This window comes from uncultured Paraglaciecola sp., from assembly GCF_913020055.1.
GTDB lineage: Bacteria > Pseudomonadota > Gammaproteobacteria > Enterobacterales > Alteromonadaceae > Paraglaciecola.
In genome coordinates this window covers 20,291-36,648 of the sequence record NZ_CAJWCF010000003.1, presented here as the reverse complement: position 1 = coordinate 36,648, position 16,358 = coordinate 20,291, and the positions used below count along the sequence as shown (strand labels likewise).

The window sequence follows — 16,358 nt, the reverse complement described above, 5'->3', positions numbered from 1 at the left end:
TTTATCTTATGTGAGACATTTTACTTGCCAAGGCCCAGCAATGAAAGGGTTATGGTATTTTTTACGATAACTAAAAGTGATTATTTACACCTAATAAAGTGTACAAAAAAGCAGCTGCAACTGGAAAAAGCTTCGTAATCCATATATTCTGCAGTTAAGTACTAATAATTGTGTTGTATTTGTGATTAAAAAGACCTTAAAAAATATGCCTAAACCACACAGATGGATCATGTCTGTGATTGCAGGTTTCTTGTTTGTTTTGTTTCTTTTCCCTTCTGAGCCAGTCAATGCCTACAAAAACTCAGCTTCTTCTTTGGAAATAGGCATACGTTATGACCTAGAAGTTAACTTTGATAATTTCCCTATAGAAGATCTTTCGGGCCTTGAAGAAATAAATGAAGCTAAGTCAGTCGTTGTCAAAAAAGGCGATAACTTAGCGCTAATATTTAAACGGAATGGCTTATCACCTCAGCAAACTTATCGCGTCAGTAATGCAGGTCAAGATGCCAAAAAATTACTCAAAATAATGCCTGGTGAGGTATTGGAGTTGCAAATTGATCAGCAAAACCAGTTAATCTCATTGCAGTATCCATTTACCAGTACTGATACGTTGGTCATCAGTAAAAACGAAGATTCTTCCTTCAGTAGTAAAATTGAAACGCTCAACGTTGATACCCGATTAAATTACACTCAGGGTGACGTGACCAACAGCTTTTGGAATGCGGGTGTAAAAGCTAATTTAACCGATAACCAAATAATGCAAGTTGCAGGTATTTTTGGTTGGGATGTCGACTTTGCTTTAGGCCTCAGAGCAGGCGATAGTTTTTATGTGATGTTTGAAGAGCATTATATTGACGGTGAATTTATCGAAAACGGAGACATAGTCGCCGCGCAGTTTGTCAATCAAGGAGAGGCGTACACAGCGATACGTTATGAAGACGGCAATTTTTATACGCCCGAAGGCCAGAGTATGCGCAAGAGCTTTTTACGTGCCCCCGTCAACTTTAGGTACATCAGTTCGAGTTTCAAGAAAAAGCGCTTTCATCCAGTACAAAAACGCTGGAAGGCACATAGGGGAGTCGATTATGCAGCAGATCGCGGCACCCCAGTAATGGCCGCAGGCGACGGTAAAGTTATTAAAGCGGCTTACGACAAATACAATGGTCATCATGTATTTATTCAACACGGTGAAAAGTACGTAACCAAATATCTACACTTTACCAAACGAAAAGTTAAGAGGGGCCAAACAGTTAAACAAGGTCAACTCATTGGCACCGTTGGATCTACAGGATTGGCGTCGGGCCCACATCTACATTATGAATTTTTAGTAAACGGCGTACATCGTAATCCACGCACGGTCGATTTACCCAAAGCTCAACCCATCGCCAAAAAAGAGAAAAGTAAATTTATTGATATTGCGGCATTCAGATTACAGCAATTAAACAATAACAAACGTATCATGTTGGCAATGAATTAGGGGCAGTTATGCCACAGTTATATCTTGGTTTAATGTCTGGGACCAGTATTGACGGAGTTGATGCTGCATTGGTCGATTTCTCTGGTTCACACCCTAGATTATTAGACTGTCAAACCTTTCCTTTTCCGTCTTCTTTATCTGATGAATTACATCAACTTTGCGCGCCTAGCGAAAATGAAATCGAACTAATGGGTCGCGCAGATAGGGCTGTAGCTGAGGTGTTTGCACAAGCGTCACTTCAATTACTTAAGGACAACTATGTTCGTCCTGATCAAATTAAAGCTATAGGTTCACATGGACAGACCATTCGGCATATACCATTTGGTGAACACAGTTTTAGTTTGCAAATAGGCGACCCTAACACGCTAGCGACACTAACTGGTATTGATGTCATCGCTGATTTTAGGCGCAAAGATATCGCTTTAGGTGGTCAAGGGGCACCATTGGTGCCGGCTTTCCACAAAGCGGTGTTTGCTAGCAAATCCCAATCAAGAGTTGTGATCAATATAGGTGGAATAGCAAATATCACCTATTTACCAAAACTTGATTCTGATGACATTATTGGATACGACACAGGCCCTGGCAATACCTTATTAGATGTATGGTGTAAACTGCATACAGGGCAAAATTATGATGAAAAAGGACAATGGGCAGCCCAACGTTCTGCAGATCCTGAGTTACTGCAACTTTTGTGCAACCATCCTTATTTTTCAGTTCCAAGGCCTAAAAGTACCGGCCGTGAGCAATTTAATCTAGCATGGCTGGAACAAAACCTCGGCTGTATTGCTCGGCAAATTGATCCGCAGGTTGTGCAAGCAACATTAGTCATGTTAACAACCCATACGATAGCCAAACAAGTTTTGCAATTTAAGGATGTTGAGCAGGTGTATATTTGTGGTGGCGGTGCTCGAAATGAATTTTTAGTCGAAGAACTTGAGTCAGAATTACATGAATGCGAATTGTTCACTACAGATGAATTGGGTGTAGAAGCTGATGCAGTTGAAGCGATGGCGTTTGCTTGGCTTGCCTATGCCAACGTCAATAAAATACAAGGCAGTGTAGCCAGCGTAACTGGTGCAACAAAAGGGGCAGTATTAGGTACCTTTTGCTCAGGTAGGGAATAATAATGGCAAAACGCCAATTAGATAAAACAGACATCGCCATTTTAGCGGCTTTATACAAAGACGCCAGAATGAACAATAAAGATATTGCCGAACTAGTCGGAATTGCTCCCTCTTCATGCCTTGAAAGAATTAAGAAGTTACAAAGTGATCAGGTAATTAAAGGTGCACAATTAAACGTCGACTTTCAGGCATTAGGCGCCAATATTCAGGTAATGATTTCTATCCGTCTATCTGATCACAGTCGGCCCACAGTCGATACTTTTCAAAAACAGTTGGCTGTGTTGCCTGAAGTGATAAGTCTTTATCATATGGGTGGCGAAAATGATTTTTTATTACATGCTAGCTTAAGAGATACAGAGCATTTGCGAGACTTTGTATTTAACGCTATCACTGCAAGAAAAGAAGTTAACCATGTTGAAACTGCGCTGATTTACGACCAAGTAAATGGAACAGAACTACCTAAAGTATGATCTATATTCAAACCACACTCTGCAACTAAAGCTCAAAATACTCAGTAAAACATTTATACAGTTGGGTACCGCTTAACACCGAGGCCGAGGGGAAATGCAATATAGCAACTAAATCACAAGGTGCGAGTATGTCTGTTGTTGCCCTGTCTGTATCTAGATTATCCACATTGAGCACTTTGGCTAATACCTCACCCTTTTTAACAATATCACCTGGTTTAGCGATATATTCCACTATTCCACCTTGCTGAGTAAAAAGAGTCTTGTAGTGATTGAGTCTGACGGCCTTGCGTGACATTTTCTCAGGTATAGAGGTACTTTCAGGTAAACATCCCTTGGCAGTCAAATAAGTTAGGATACTTTTAGCGTCATATTCACCATCTTGAAAGCTGATCACTTCTTGGCTACCCATCTCCAAAGTGAATGCTTCCACTGCAAAATCAACCGCCTGCTGGCGTTTGCTACTGACTAAATCTGTGAGTAACCACCATGGGCAAAACATCGCTTCGTCCAGAGCACCTGAAAACACATTTGGCATAAATATCACATGCGGGATATTGAACAAACTAGCAGAAGACTTAACATATTCAGGTACATAAATATGCCGCGTAGATACAGGGCCATTGTGTAAATCCAGCACATAATCAGCATCAAATGCCAATTGCTGCAACTTCAAATTAAGATGCTGAGCCAGACCAATACCCCATGTTTCATCTAGTCTAGTTTGTAATTGTTGTTTTATTTTTTGTCGAAAGCGAGATTTTATCGACGGAATGCCTTCATCGTCATCGATGGACTGCGCAAACTCATGGATGATGGCGTCATCATAGTAGTAACCACGGTTCCAATTTGTACCATTAACTGGGTCAAAACGCCCCAAGGTATACTCACCTGCTTTGATGTTGGTACCAACCGGATTACAGTTGGGGACTAATAATACTTCGCCGCAGATGGGCAGCGTTTTAAGCCACTGAATCAGTTGATAAATGACTACGTTGCCTTGAACTTCGGCACCGTGAATTGAGCTCTGTATATAGACTTTAGGCCCTGGTTTTTCACCAACAAAACGATACAGGGGCACATTCATATTGCGCCCAGAAGCATTCTGAGCCACCACTATGTGTTCTTTGAACAGCTTATTCATGCAACCCATACATCCTATTGAAAAATCTAGGCCTTAGATGCTGGAAAGTGCGGAGAGATTGACCTACGAACACCATTCCCCCATAGAATAGCTTCATTAAATAAGCTATGTAGCAGCTTTTGATCTATTTCCAGAATTTTGGAAATCCTGATCACTTTTAACCAATTACCACTTTCAAAGGCTTTGGCCAGCATTAAATACATAAATAAATCATTTTGAACGCCACATAATGCATCTTTCACCTCATCAACTAGAGGCAATTCTTCGATCAACACTTCCATTTTTTGATCAAGTAAAGCGTCCAACATTGAAAACAAACCAACTAAAAATGCGGTAGGAGGATTATTGCCAATATTTTTTTCTGTACCGACTAAATCACAAAACTTTGCGCGTACTAAAGACAAATGAAGTAGTTCTAAAGGTTTATTGTCGGATAAGTTGGCCAAAGCTAACAACGCAATAAACTTCTTAATTTCTACCTCGCCCATATAATTTAGAGCATGTCGCAATGAGGTAATTTTATATCGTTTGTTAATCATCGGATTATTGATAAATCGCAACAACATATACGACAAACCCACATCGTGCTCAATCACACTATTGATACTTTCAACGTCGAATGATTCGCTAGAACTAGCGCCCATCAACTCTACTAAGGTAAGTTTGGAAGTGGGTAAATTTTTGCTCGAAACAGATACCGGCCGAGCAAAAAAGTAGCCTTGGAAATAATCGAATCCCATATCCCTAAAAACACTGAAGCTATCCTGTGTTTCAACTTTATCCGCGATCAGTTGAACATTAGCATCAATAAATCGATTTACGTTTTCTGCAAAAAAGTCCAAATTTTCATGATGGGAATTCACTTTAAGCATATCAACATAGGGTAAAAACTCATCCCAACTTGGATTAAGACGACAGTCTTCCAATGCGATTTTATAACCCATCGTTTTAACATGTTTACACATATCTAAAAGGCTACTATCTCCATTTTGACCCGCAACCAATTCAACCACCACGTTTTCTGGGTCAAGAGAAGCTAGCAAGCCACTCATCAGTGTTTCAGATTGGAAACTAATAAAAGACTTTTTGCTGCAAGAGATATCGTCTAAATTTAGGGTTTGATAATTTTTGGCGATCAGTTTGCTTGTTGCTTCATCCCTTTCCACATTAGGATAACAATTCTGTTTACCATCCCTAAAAAAAAGCTCGTAGGCAAAAACTTCTTTGTCTCTATCTAATATTGGTTGGCGAGCTATAAAAGCAAACATATACGTCCTGTCTAAGTATTTTTTATTGTGTTGATTCTCTAGGTCAAAAGTTGCAGACCGTTTATTTTATAATCATAACACTTAAAAAAAAGCTATGAATATACCGTTTTCTATTAACTTAATGTCAAAATCCCCCTATACAGACTGCTTCATCGCAATTCCCCATTTCAACGATTCATTATAGAACGCCTGAGTCATTTTTAAGTCGAGAGACAACTGCTTGGAAATCTTGGCTACACCATTCCAATATCCGGCCTCAAACGCTCTAATCAAAGCTAGGAATGGTTTTAATTCATTTTCATCACCGCATAATGCCGCTTTAATATTCTCACCTATAGGTAACTTCTCAACGATTCCTTCCATAGGTTGGTCAAGTAGCGCATCGAGCAGAGAAAATAAGCCGATTAAAAATCCGGTAGGTGGGTTATTTTCCAACGACTTAGCTTGGCCAATTAATTCACAAAATTTAGCTCTAACAAGTGATAAATGAATGAGTTCTACCGGCTTATTATCTCCCAAATTTGCCAAGGCTAAAAGTGCGATAAATTTCTTTACCTCGACTTGCCCCATATAATTCAAAGCATGACGCAAATCACTGATTTCACAAGATTTGTTAATAGCAGGGTTATTAATAAAGCGCAGTAATTTATATGACAATGACACGTCACGTTGAATGATACCGCTCACTTTTTCTAAATCAAACTCACTCGCTGAACTGGCACCAATTAGTTGGATTAAAGATAGCTTTGAGGTTGGTAATCTCTTTTGCTTTATTATCTGTGGTCTGGCAAAAAAGTAGCCTTGAAAATAATCGAACCCCATATCCCGATATTTTTCGAAGTCTTCTATCGTTTCAATTTTTTCAGCAACAAGCTTTATCTTAGTGCCTTTATATTTACCAATATTGTCAATTAGAGTTTGTTCGTCACATTCAACTATATCCACTTTAATAATATCAATGTAAGGCAATAACACGTCCCACTTGGGGTCAAAATCGTGATCATCCAGTGCTACGCTGTAACCACTCTCTTTGATGTTTTTACATGCTATGACTAATTTGGCCGTTGGGTTAACAGTTTCGACCACTTCGATCACTACTTTTTTAGGATCCAGTGAGGTGGGAAAACGGTGTAATAACGTATCTTGAGAAAAATTAATAAAAGCGGGTTTGCCAGCGGTAATGTCATCCAAACCTAAGTCTAAATGACTGTCGGTTAAAATCTTTGATGTGGCTTCATCGGCAGGGATATCTGGAAAACAATTATTTTCACCATCTCTAAATAGTAATTCATAAGAATAAAGTTCCTTATTTTTATCTAAAATCGCTTGACGCGCAATGTATGAAAACATAAATTATTTGCCTTTAGAAAGTTTATTTATCGATATTTTGATCCGTTACATAGCACCGCTACGTAAGCTAGATTACCGTAATTTTAAGCCAACAACATTCTAATTTTTTTCTACTTACGTGAAAAACTATTTTGAGTCGCGATATCTAGTCAAATTGGAATTTTTTTCGAATTTGGCGGTCTATTAAGTTAGAGCAAACTAAACACTAGTTTACGGAATGAATTAAGGTCGCATAGCAGTTTCTTTTTTGCTAATATCGCGAGCCGCAGAGTTATACGAGGTAACTATGAGTACAGATTTACGCGCATTGACATTAACTGTCCCGCAAACGGGCAGCATTGAGACTTACGTTCAAGCGGTAAGTGGTATTAATATGCTGACTGCCGAAGATGAACGCGCCTTAGCTGAGCGTTTACAGCAAGATGATGACTTACAAGCTGCGAGAAAGCTTATTATGTCGCACTTGCGTTTTGTGGTGCATATTGCAAAGTCCTACTCTGGTTATGGTTTACCCCAGGCTGATTTAATTCAAGAAGGCAATATCGGTTTGATGAAAGCAGTCAAACGCTTTGATCCAACAGTAGGTGTTCGCTTGGTTTCTTTTGCTGTGCACTGGATAAAAGCCGAGATACATGAATTTGTATTAAAGAATTGGCGAATTGTCAAAGTTGCCACCACTAAAGCCCAACGTAAATTGTTTTTTAACCTACGTAAAAACAAGAAACGTCTTGGCTGGTTTACTCATGCAGAAGTGCAAAACGTAGCAGAAACTTTAGGTGTAAGTACCAAAGAAGTATTACAAATGGAAGCTCGTATGAGCAGCCATGACCAAGCTTTTGACTTGTCTGCCGATGATGACGAAAGTGGTAGTTTTGCCCCCGTACAATTTCTTGAAGATAAAAGCGAAGACGTAGAGTCTGAAGTGATTAACGCTGATTGGGATTCGAATGCATCGGGCAGATTATACGCAGCGATCAAAACACTTGACGACCGTAGCCAACACATCATCCAAACTCGCTGGCTGTCAGATGACAAAACTACATTACAAGATTTAGCGGATAAGTACCAAGTATCTGCAGAGCGTGTTCGACAAATCGAAAAGAACGCGATGAAAAAACTACAAAACGCGATGGCAGCTTAGTCGATATCGTTTAATCAAGAGTTATAAAAAAAGCGCGATATTCGCGCTTTTTTATTGCCTAAAATTAACTGTATCGACTAAATAAGAAAGTATTAATCGTGAGTTTCGATATTAGGTAAAATCCAAAATATCCCAGAAAATTCAGCGACTGCATTATCACCATCTAAAATAGCTACATTTAGTTTAATTTTGCATTTTTTGTTTTTATCTAAAAGTTCAAACTTACCACTCAGTGATTCAATGTTACACAAGGCTCTAGGTTGCATGGTAATAGGCTTATGGTAATGAATATTGCCATCACCTAATACAATTTCCCCATCTAACCCTTTTTCTTTGAGCTGCAGAAATATCATGCCCCAACCGGTCAATGTCGCCAGAGAAAAAATACTGCCTGCGAACATTGTGCCATGCAGATTAATATTTTTATTCAAAGACGCCCGAGTCTCAAGGGTACGACCGGTATATTGGTGCAGTTTTATTCCCATCTGTTCGCTAATAGGAATGGTGTCATGCCAAGTTCTTTGTAATAATTTACACCATTTGGGATGCAATAAAATACTGCTTAGATCAGTCAGTTTTTTCACCATTTGCTGACGTTGTTGCTCACCAAGTTCTTTCGGTGCACCTTCTTGTGCCTTAAAGCCTAAACTGGTAAACAATGCGATGGATGCTTGGGTACTATTAGTGACAATCCGCACTGCGCCTTCTGATCGGGCGACCGCTTCTAAAGAGGCTACAAGCATTTTTGCTAAGCCTTTTCCTTGGTAGTTTTTTTCGACCGCCACATGGCGTACTTGGGCTTCTTCTGCAGAGTTCATATGTACTCTGCCAACGGCAATCACATCACCATCAGAGTTACGGATCATCCTGTGTTGACTAACTTGTTCGTACTCATCTTTTTCAGAGCCCTCTGGATATTTCCATGGCTCCCTTAACATTTTCCAACGAAATGCAAAATAGTCTGTGAACTCTTGTTCACTCGATGGAGTATCAATTTTATACATCTATCAAAGTATTCCTATCCTGCTTAGCACATCAAAAACTAAGTAATCAAAACATAAAACCAGCTGGCTATTAAAACGTAAAATGCAATTAGCAGCAAACTATACTTGGAGTTGAAACGTAACAGGTCCGTCATTTAACAAAGAAACCTGCATATCGGAACCAAATTGGCCACTCTGACAAGGTAAACCATTTTGTTGACAGCATTCAATGAAATAGTGGTATAGCTCTTCGCCCAATTGAGGGGAAGCGCCAGCAGAAAAGCTTGGTCGATTACCACTTTGTGTATCCGCGACTAAAGTAAACTGTGAAACAACAAGTAATTCACCTTGCACTTGCTGCACATTGAGATTCATTTTTCCTTGTTGATCACTGAATATTCGATAATTCATCACTTTCTGACATAATTTTTTCGCCTTGGCTTGATCATCATTTTTTTCAACACCTAACAAAACCAATATGCCATGTTTGATTTCGCCAACACTTTTTCCGGCAACCTCTACTTTTGCATGTTTTACTCTTTGGATTAACGCAATCACTGCTGTTCTTGCCAAAATTTAGCCATAGCTTGACTAGCCGAACACAACGCTTGAGTAATTAATTTTTCACCCGAGCTATGCCCAGATTCAGGTACGATGTTCAACTGGCTGTTGTGCCAGACTTGACTCAGAGAATACGCCCCTTCAATTTTACACACGCAATCGTAACGCCCGTGGATAATACTAGCCGGCAAATGTTGAATTTTTTCTATATTTTGCAAAATATAATTTTCAGCAATAAAGCATTGGTGTTTTATATAGTGGCACTCTAATAACGCCAAACTAATAGCGCTGTGTACATCTGAAACCAGTTGGTTTTCATCAAACTGGCAATGTAGGCGACTTATACGAGCTTCCCATAAACACCACGCCTTGATGGCCGCCATTTTTTGCACTTCATTGTTACTATTGAATATTTGGTAATAGGCATCGACGATAGATACGTCTTTAGGTTTGTTTTTTATTGGCTGCAAAAAGCTCTGGTAGTATTCTGGAAACAACTGCGCAGCGCCACCTGATGCTTCTAAATACCAGGTATAATCCTGCTCCCTCGCTAGAAAAATCCCTCGCAATATAAGCCCTATAACACTTGCTGGTTGACGAATAGCCACCAGCAAAGCCAAAGTTGAACCCCATGAACCACCAAATAACACCCATTTTTTAATCTTCAGATGTTGCTGAATCAAAAGTACGTCATCAACCAAGGCATGACTATTGTTATTTTCAAGCTCACCAAAAGGCAGAGATTTACCACATCCTCTTTGGTCAAATCCAATTATCCAATATTTTTCAGGATCAAAAAAACGCCTGTAATCTTTACCAATACCCGCTCCCGGCCCTCCGTGCAGGTACAATACCGGTATGCCCTTAATATTGCCGGTTTGCTCCACATATAATGAGTGTCCGTTTGCTACATCTAACATTTCAGAAGCAAAAGGTTGGATATCAGGAAAGAGTTGAGTCATATAAATTTACACATCCCATTTGTTTATTGTTCTGCAATGCTTTAATTTACTACTTAAGTGTGTAAAAAGTTACTTTATTTTAGTGGAGATAGAATATGTCAGGACAAGGTTCAGGTGGCAATGTAATTGCTGCGATTTGCAATTTTTTTATTCCCGGTTTGGGTCAATTGGTACAAGGTAGAATATTAGCGGCAATCATATTTTTTGTATTGGTGACTGTAAATTATTCGCTCGCTGCTACTGGCATTTTATTTTTCATGGCTTTTTTTGGTTTTATTTTTCATGTTTGGGCCATTATCGACGCCGCCCGATTTAAAGGCTAATTATGAAAAAACTACTATTAGTATCATTGATTATTCTCTTTGCTGGGTGCCAAAGTGCCTATTATGCAGCTTGGGAAAAGGTGGGAGTCGAAAAACGCGATATCTTGGTGGATAGAGTCGAAGATGCCAAAGATTCACAAGAAGACGCACAACAACAGTTTAGCTCTGCGCTAGACGAATTTAGCCAGTTGATAAACTTTAATGGTGGTGAGTTACAAGACGTCTATGAGCAACTCAAAGACCAGTTTGAAGCCAGCGAGGAGTCTGCCAACACATTATCTGAGCGCATCAACAAAGTTGAGAGTGTTGCCGAAGCATTGTTTGATGAATGGGAAGATGAGTTGGAAAAATATACCAACGCAAAACTCAAACGTGATAGCCAAAAGCAATTAAAAGATACCCAACGTCGTTACACTTCTTTAGTACGCACAATGCGCAAAGCAGAGAGTACTATGCAGCCTATATTATCTGCTTTAAGAGATAACGTACTGTATTTAAAACACAATCTCAACGCTAATGCGGTAGGTGCACTGCAAGGTGAGTTTGATGGTATTAAGAAAGAAATTAATCAATTGATTGTAGAAATGAACAATGCTATATCTGAATCAAATAATTTTATTTCTAGTATGAAAAGTTAATAAAACCTCAATGATGATGACGGATTTAATTCGTCATCATCATCTGTAATCCTGTCTTCTGCTTAATCGTTCAAAAACACCTCTAAAACATGTAAACAATGTTTGCGACCGATATAGATTTAACCTGCATTAACTTACAGAAACCCTAATAGCCAATAGACGACTAGTCTGCTCTAACACCTAACATATGACAAATGGCATAACTCAGTTCACTGCGATTAAGCGTATAAAAATGAAATTTCCTTACACCTTCTTTAGCCAATACTTTAACCATGTCCATAGCGATATTGGCACCCATCAAATTTCGCGTAGTTTGATCATCTTTATCTAAGCCGTCATACATTTTGTGTAACCATTGCGGCACATGCACATTCGTAAAACCTGCAAAGCGCTGTAACGTTTGATAGTTAGTCACCGGCAAAATCCCTGGCACGATGTCTAAATCAATACCGGTAGCGGCGGCGCGATCTCTAAAGCGTAAAAAAACTTCAGCATCAAAGAAAAACTGACTAATCGCTTCTGTGGCACCAGCATCGGCTTTACGTTTTAAATTAAGTAAATCGAATTGGCTATTAGGTGCTTCTGGATGTTTTTCAGGATAGGCCGCCACTGCAATTTCGAAGTCTGCTACTTCTTTCAACAATGCCACTAAATCAGAAGCATAGGATTGGGGTTTTTCAACACCGTCTGGCAAATCACCGCGCAAAGCAACAATTTTTCTGATCCCACTTTGCCAATAGTCCTTAGCAATTTCGATAAGCTCTTCTCGGGTTGCATCCACACAGGTTAAATGTGGTACAGCCTGAATGCCCGTTTCTGCCTGAATACGTTTCACCACGTCATGGGTTCTGTCTCGTTCACCACTATTCGCGCCATAAGTCACAGACATATACGACGGTTTAAGAGGTGCTAAACGCTCTACGGATTTCCATAAGGTTTGTTCCATTGATTCTGTTTTAGGTGGAAAAAATTCAAAGGATACATCGATCCCTTGCACCTCTGATAATGATTGATTTAATGCATCTATCCCTTGTGCGTAAGACGCCATGGGTAACTCCAAAAGTATTTAGCCGTTTAGACGTCTAAAGTAAGCTTTGAACGTAAAGCCGTCAAGATGTTTAGCAGTCTATCATTGACCTTTTGCCCGTAATGTTTAGAATTTCAATGCATAAGAAAGACAAAAGATTGAAAAAATGGCAAATTTAACAAAATGGAACGGTGAATATATTCACCCATACGCAGAACACGGTAAAAAAAGTGAGATGGTGAAAAAAGTCACTGTGTCTATTCCACTTAAAGTTTTGAAAGTACTCACCGACGAACGCACACGTCGTCAGGTGAATAATTTGCGACATGCAACTAATTCAGAACTTCTGTGTGAGGCATTTTTACATGCTTTTACTGGGCAACCCTTACCAGATGATGAAGATTTGGAAAAAGATAACACCCAGCTCATTCCCAAAGAAGCCAGAAAGCTGATGCAAGAGATGGGGCTATCGATAGATACAGAAGAAGAGGGAGAATGAACGGCTTAAGTATAATTTAAGTCGTTCATTACCATCCAAAATCTAAGTGTTTTAAAACTCAGCAGATAACCTAAACGTAATCGTATTTTCCACCTTTTTCTAAGGCGGCTTGATATGCAGGTCTGGCATGCACGTTTTTAACGAACTGGGTAATGTTTGGGAAGTGTTTGGTATTTCCTCGCGCTACTGCCGCTTCAAGTGGAAAGCTCATTTGTATGTCTGCCCCCGATAACTCTTCACCAGCAAACCAAGTATTGTGAGCTAAATGACTTTCAATGTAATCCATGTTTTTAGCGATAATAGGTCCGTAATAAGAAGCCATCAATTTATCAACAATCTTATTAGCAATAATTTTAACAAAAAATGGTTTTGCGTTAGTTCTTACCTTATCCAGTACTAACTTAGCCACTAATGGCGGCATTAGCGTGCCTTCAGCAAAGTGCAGCCAATATGTATATTGTCTATGCACTTCAGTTCCTCGCTGTGGATCCGCCAGCTGCCCTTCAGCACTCTCTTTGTGATAGGTGCCAATTAAGTATTCAATTATTGCACCTGATTCGGCCACAGTGACATCTCCATCGGTAATGATGGGGGATTTTCCCAAAGGGTGGATTAATGTCAACGTATTAGGCGCTAGGTTAGTAACACTATCTCTTTGATAAAGCTTAACTTCGTATTCAAGGTTAAGTTCTTCTAACAACCACAAAATGCGTTGCGAACGAGAGTTATTTAAGTGGTGTAGTATGATCATCTGGCGTTCCTTCTAAAAGATTCAATGGTTTATACGTGTTGCCATTGACTAAGACCACTTTAGTTTGAAAATCTGCATCTATTCGTGACTTTTATTAGCGTCTCAAACCAACCAGCTCACCTGTATCTATGACCTGTTGCTTTATCCATTGCCATAATTGTGGATTTGCTTTTTCAATAGCTGCATTTTTAAGCAGAATTTGACTAACCGATATATCGTGGTCAATCCAACTTTGACAGCCATTATGTAGATTTTGAATCACAGGCATTAACCTGTCTATTGCCTTAGCAAATTGCGCTTCTGGCGTTTGAGCTTGTTCAAATTCGATCCACAGTTTGAGATAAGCTTGACCTTGTTCATCAGGTAAAATGGCAAAAATTCTTTTCGCCGACACCAACTCATTTTCATAATCATCATGATTAGCATCGTAAGCAAACTTATCACCCGTATCGATTTCAACGATGTCGTGCAACAACAGCATCGTAACCACAGTTAATGGATCTGATTGTTGTTCGGCGTACGGCAAAAGTGTTAATGCCAACAAAGCAATTTGCCAGCTGTGTTCAGCGCTATTTTCAAAACGTGATAAACCAAGGGGTTTAATCTTACGCTCTACATTTTTCAACTTTTCAATTTCAACTATAAACTGAGTGATGGCTTGAAAATTTTCAGTCATTTATTACTCACAAAACTAGGTTTAATCATCGTATTAAGGAAATACCATGATTACAAAATGGTTTATTTTCCAGCTGGATCCAAACTCGCATAATAAGCGGAAATATTAGCAATATCGCTATCACTTAGGCCTGCAGCCATAGGTGCCATCACCATGTTTTTGCGATCTCCATCGCGAAATGCTTTCATCTGTAAAACCAAATACTGCTCTTTCTGTCCAGCTAGGTTAGGATACATTGGGATCATAGAAATACCTTTGTTACCATGACAAGCTGCACAAGTAACAGATTTGGATTTTCCAGCAGCAACATCAGCTGCAAGTATTGGTTGAGACAACAACCCACATGTGGCGAGTACAGTAATTAATACACCGTTCTTAATTTTTTTCATGTTTTATCCTTAGTATTTCACCCAAAGGTTTGAGTAAATAAATTATGCTAATTAATAAGCGTTTTAAATGAAGTTAGATCATTCTTTTGCTGAAGAACTTACTGCACTGGCTAGCGAAGTCAAGCCAATTAAATTGAAAAATTCTCGCTTAGAGGTTTTTAATCATGACCTTGCAACAGAATTAGACTTACCTTCTGAATGGCAAAATGAAACTCATTTATTTAGCGCTCTATATGCACAGGACGGCGCCCTCAATAGATGCTCAGTGGCACAAAAATATGGTGGTCATCAATTTGGACATTGGAATCCAGAACTAGGCGACGGTCGCGGTCTGTTGCTGGCAGAAACCATCGATTTACAGAGACAACGATGGGATTTACACCTTAAAGGAGCAGGTCCAACACCGTATTCCAGATTTGCAGATGGACGTGCAGTATTGCGATCTACGATAAGAGAATACTTAGCCAGTGAAGCGCTGCATTCTTTGGGTATTCCTACTTCACGCGCATTATGTCTAATATCCAGCGACGACCCGATATACCGTGAAAAACAAGAACGAGCGGCGAAAATGATCCGTGTATGCCAAAGTCACTTGCGCTTTGGCCACTTCGAATACTTTTATCACAGTAAACAACCTGAAAAATTACAAAGCTTATTTGATTATTGTTTTAAGTATCACTTCTCTGACTGTGCCGAAGCAGAATCTCCCTATCTAGCAATGCTAGAGAAAATTGTGCATGACACAGCCAAATTAATTGCAAAATGGCAAGCTTTTGGTTTTAACCATGGGGTGATGAATACTGACAACATGTCTATACATGGGATTACCTTCGACTATGGACCCTATGCCTTTCTGGACGATTTCGAACCCACTTTTATTTGTAACCACTCCGATCCTCAAGGACGTTATTCTTTCGATAGCCAACCGGGAATAGGATTGTGGAACCTTAATGCATTAGCCCAAACTTTCACTCCGCACTTAGAAATAGAACAGATAAAGCAAGCACTTAATAGTTATGAGCCCACTTTGTTAAAAGAGTATTCAACACTCATGCATAACAAATTAGGTCTTTTGCCCCAACCAGCATTTGTAGAAGCAAACTCTAAAATCATCAATACTTGGTTAGACCTTTTGGCGTTTGAAAAAAAGGATTATTCTGTAACTTTTAGGCAACTGTGTAAGTTCGACATATTGGGTGGCAATCAAAAATTACGCGATCAGTTTATTAATCGAGACCGATTTGATGAGTGGGCCGAACACTATACCTTGGCGTTAAAAGAGCAAGGTATGAACCAAACACAACGACAAACAAAAATGCGTCAGCACAACCCACATATTGTATTGCGTAATTATTTAGCTCAGCAAATTATAGACCGAGCTGAAGAAGGTAACTTTGAGATGTTTCATCAATTTATTGATGCATTAAAAAAACCATATGAAGAAATTGAAAAATACCAAAAATTCTCTGCACCTCCCCCCGATTGGGGAAAACAATTAGAAATATCCTGTAGTAGCTAGGTTTATTCCTATTGAATTCACTCAACTATTTTTGCAAAAGTAGTAGCAATAAAGTGCAA

18 protein-coding genes are annotated in these 16,358 nt (G+C 39.3%); 8 read left to right on the top strand and 10 right to left on the bottom strand.

Annotated elements, in window-relative coordinates; genetic code table 11:
• Positions 1-181: 181 nt before the first annotated feature.
• The 3 genes from QZ488_RS01260 to QZ488_RS01250 are packed head-to-tail and all read left to right on the top strand — an operon-like array spanning position 182 to position 3,071.
• A complete protein-coding gene (locus QZ488_RS01260) occupies positions 182-1,477 on the top strand; it encodes a peptidoglycan DD-metalloendopeptidase family protein (RefSeq protein WP_293745815.1) in 1,296 nt (431 codons plus the stop codon).
• Positions 1,478-1,485: 8 nt separating this feature from the next.
• Positions 1,486-2,601 carry an anhydro-N-acetylmuramic acid kinase gene (locus tag QZ488_RS01255; RefSeq protein WP_293745814.1) on the top strand — a complete coding sequence of 372 codons (1,116 nt, stop codon included), beginning with the start codon at positions 1,486-1,488 and terminating at the stop codon, positions 2,599-2,601.
• Positions 2,602-2,603: 2 nt separating this feature from the next.
• Positions 2,604-3,071, top strand: coding sequence for an Lrp/AsnC family transcriptional regulator (locus QZ488_RS01250; protein ID WP_293745813.1), 468 nt, complete (start codon positions 2,604-2,606; stop codon positions 3,069-3,071).
• 25 nt (positions 3,072-3,096) lie between these two features.
• Here QZ488_RS01250 and QZ488_RS01245 read toward each other — a convergent pair whose 3' ends face one another.
• The 3 genes from QZ488_RS01245 to QZ488_RS01235 form a co-directional block, all read right to left on the bottom strand.
• A complete protein-coding gene (locus QZ488_RS01245) occupies positions 3,097-4,212 on the bottom strand; it encodes a succinylglutamate desuccinylase/aspartoacylase family protein (RefSeq protein WP_293745812.1) in 1,116 nt (371 codons plus the stop codon).
• 26 nt (positions 4,213-4,238) lie between these two features.
• The gene (locus QZ488_RS01240; protein ID WP_293745811.1) at positions 4,239-5,480 is read right to left on the bottom strand and encodes an EAL domain-containing protein; all 1,242 of its coding nucleotides are present in this window, start codon (positions 5,478-5,480) and stop codon (positions 4,239-4,241) included.
• 135 nt (positions 5,481-5,615) lie between these two features.
• Positions 5,616-6,830 (bottom strand): EAL domain-containing protein, encoded by a 1,215-nt coding sequence (locus QZ488_RS01235; RefSeq protein WP_293745810.1) that lies wholly within the window; start codon positions 6,828-6,830, stop codon positions 5,616-5,618.
• A gap of 286 nt (positions 6,831-7,116) precedes the next feature.
• On the opposite strand from QZ488_RS01235, the gene rpoH reads away from it, so the two are divergent.
• Positions 7,117-7,971, top strand: a complete 855-nt coding sequence (gene rpoH / locus QZ488_RS01230) for an RNA polymerase sigma factor RpoH (protein ID WP_293745809.1) — start codon at positions 7,117-7,119, stop codon at positions 7,969-7,971.
• 92 nt (positions 7,972-8,063) lie between these two features.
• On the opposite strand, the gene QZ488_RS01225 is transcribed toward rpoH, so the two are convergent.
• From QZ488_RS01225 to pip, 3 genes are all read right to left on the bottom strand, one after another.
• Positions 8,064-8,975 carry a bifunctional GNAT family N-acetyltransferase/hotdog fold thioesterase gene (locus tag QZ488_RS01225; RefSeq protein ID WP_293745808.1) on the bottom strand — a complete coding sequence of 304 codons (912 nt, stop codon included), beginning with the start codon at positions 8,973-8,975 and terminating at the stop codon, positions 8,064-8,066.
• Positions 8,976-9,074: 99 nt separating this feature from the next.
• Positions 9,075-9,512 carry a D-aminoacyl-tRNA deacylase gene (gene dtd, locus QZ488_RS01220; RefSeq protein ID WP_293745866.1) on the bottom strand — a complete coding sequence of 146 codons (438 nt, stop codon included), beginning with the start codon at positions 9,510-9,512 and terminating at the stop codon, positions 9,075-9,077.
• Positions 9,509-10,477, bottom strand: a complete 969-nt coding sequence (gene pip, locus QZ488_RS01215; protein WP_293745807.1) for a prolyl aminopeptidase — start codon at positions 10,475-10,477, stop codon at positions 9,509-9,511. Before pip ends, dtd begins: the two co-directional genes overlap by 4 nt.
• A gap of 95 nt (positions 10,478-10,572) precedes the next feature.
• On the opposite strand from pip, the gene QZ488_RS01210 reads away from it, so the two are divergent.
• Positions 10,573-10,800 (top strand): hypothetical protein, encoded by a 228-nt coding sequence (locus tag QZ488_RS01210; RefSeq protein WP_293745806.1) that lies wholly within the window; start codon positions 10,573-10,575, stop codon positions 10,798-10,800.
• Between the two features lie 2 nt (positions 10,801-10,802).
• Positions 10,803-11,438 (top strand): DUF2959 domain-containing protein, encoded by a 636-nt coding sequence (locus QZ488_RS01205; protein ID WP_293745805.1) that lies wholly within the window; start codon positions 10,803-10,805, stop codon positions 11,436-11,438.
• A gap of 163 nt (positions 11,439-11,601) precedes the next feature.
• On the opposite strand, the gene metF is transcribed toward QZ488_RS01205, so the two are convergent.
• Positions 11,602-12,486 (bottom strand): methylenetetrahydrofolate reductase, encoded by an 885-nt coding sequence (gene metF / locus QZ488_RS01200; RefSeq protein ID WP_293745804.1) that lies wholly within the window; start codon positions 12,484-12,486, stop codon positions 11,602-11,604.
• A 145-nt stretch (positions 12,487-12,631) separates the two neighbouring features.
• Here metF and metJ point away from each other — a divergent pair, with 145 nt between their 5' ends.
• Positions 12,632-12,964 (top strand): met regulon transcriptional regulator MetJ, encoded by a 333-nt coding sequence (gene metJ, locus QZ488_RS01195; RefSeq protein ID WP_293745803.1) that lies wholly within the window; start codon positions 12,632-12,634, stop codon positions 12,962-12,964.
• A gap of 70 nt (positions 12,965-13,034) precedes the next feature.
• Here the strand turns inward: metJ and QZ488_RS01190 are convergent, their stop codons facing one another.
• The 3 genes from QZ488_RS01190 to QZ488_RS01180 all read right to left on the bottom strand — a co-directional run bounded on the left by QZ488_RS01190 (position 13,035) and on the right by QZ488_RS01180 (position 14,780).
• Positions 13,035-13,715: a glutathione S-transferase gene (locus QZ488_RS01190; protein ID WP_293745802.1), complete on the bottom strand. Its 681-nt coding sequence runs from the start codon at positions 13,713-13,715 to the stop codon at positions 13,035-13,037.
• A gap of 94 nt (positions 13,716-13,809) precedes the next feature.
• Positions 13,810-14,391, bottom strand: coding sequence for an HD family hydrolase (locus QZ488_RS01185; protein ID WP_293745801.1), 582 nt, complete (start codon positions 14,389-14,391; stop codon positions 13,810-13,812).
• 62 nt (positions 14,392-14,453) lie between these two features.
• Positions 14,454-14,780 carry a cytochrome c gene (locus tag QZ488_RS01180; RefSeq protein ID WP_293745800.1) on the bottom strand — a complete coding sequence of 109 codons (327 nt, stop codon included), beginning with the start codon at positions 14,778-14,780 and terminating at the stop codon, positions 14,454-14,456.
• 67 nt (positions 14,781-14,847) lie between these two features.
• On the opposite strand from QZ488_RS01180, the gene QZ488_RS01175 reads away from it, so the two are divergent.
• On the top strand, positions 14,848-16,299 hold the full coding sequence (locus QZ488_RS01175) for a protein adenylyltransferase SelO (protein ID WP_293745799.1): 1,452 nt from the start codon (positions 14,848-14,850) through the stop codon (positions 16,297-16,299).
• Positions 16,300-16,358: the final 59 nt, after the last annotated feature.

Excerpts from the sequence above, each read along its gene's own strand:
- QZ488_RS01255 (WP_293745814.1), top strand. The coding sequence starts at position 1,486 with ATGCCACAGTTATATCTTGGTTTAATGTCTGGGACCAGTATTGACGGA.
- QZ488_RS01250 (WP_293745813.1), top strand. The coding sequence starts at position 2,604 with ATGGCAAAACGCCAATTAGATAAAACAGACATCGCCATTTTAGCGGCT.
- QZ488_RS01245 (WP_293745812.1), bottom strand. The coding sequence starts at position 4,212 with ATGAATAAGCTGTTCAAAGAACACATAGTGGTGGCTCAGAATGCTTCT.
- QZ488_RS01240 (WP_293745811.1), bottom strand. The coding sequence starts at position 5,480 with ATGTTTGCTTTTATAGCTCGCCAACCAATATTAGATAGAGACAAAGAA.
- QZ488_RS01235 (WP_293745810.1), bottom strand. The coding sequence starts at position 6,830 with ATGTTTTCATACATTGCGCGTCAAGCGATTTTAGATAAAAATAAGGAA.
- rpoH (WP_293745809.1), top strand. The coding sequence starts at position 7,117 with ATGAGTACAGATTTACGCGCATTGACATTAACTGTCCCGCAAACGGGC.
- QZ488_RS01225 (WP_293745808.1), bottom strand. The coding sequence starts at position 8,975 with ATGTATAAAATTGATACTCCATCGAGTGAACAAGAGTTCACAGACTAT.
- pip (WP_293745807.1), bottom strand. The coding sequence starts at position 10,477 with ATGACTCAACTCTTTCCTGATATCCAACCTTTTGCTTCTGAAATGTTA.
- QZ488_RS01210 (WP_293745806.1), top strand. The coding sequence starts at position 10,573 with ATGTCAGGACAAGGTTCAGGTGGCAATGTAATTGCTGCGATTTGCAAT.
- QZ488_RS01205 (WP_293745805.1), top strand. The coding sequence starts at position 10,803 with ATGAAAAAACTACTATTAGTATCATTGATTATTCTCTTTGCTGGGTGC.
- metF (WP_293745804.1), bottom strand. The coding sequence starts at position 12,486 with ATGGCGTCTTACGCACAAGGGATAGATGCATTAAATCAATCATTATCA.
- metJ (WP_293745803.1), top strand. The coding sequence starts at position 12,632 with ATGGCAAATTTAACAAAATGGAACGGTGAATATATTCACCCATACGCA.
- QZ488_RS01190 (WP_293745802.1), bottom strand. The coding sequence starts at position 13,715 with ATGATCATACTACACCACTTAAATAACTCTCGTTCGCAACGCATTTTG.
- QZ488_RS01185 (WP_293745801.1), bottom strand. The coding sequence starts at position 14,391 with ATGACTGAAAATTTTCAAGCCATCACTCAGTTTATAGTTGAAATTGAA.
- QZ488_RS01180 (WP_293745800.1), bottom strand. The coding sequence starts at position 14,780 with ATGAAAAAAATTAAGAACGGTGTATTAATTACTGTACTCGCCACATGT.
- QZ488_RS01175 (WP_293745799.1), top strand. The coding sequence starts at position 14,848 with ATGAAGTTAGATCATTCTTTTGCTGAAGAACTTACTGCACTGGCTAGC.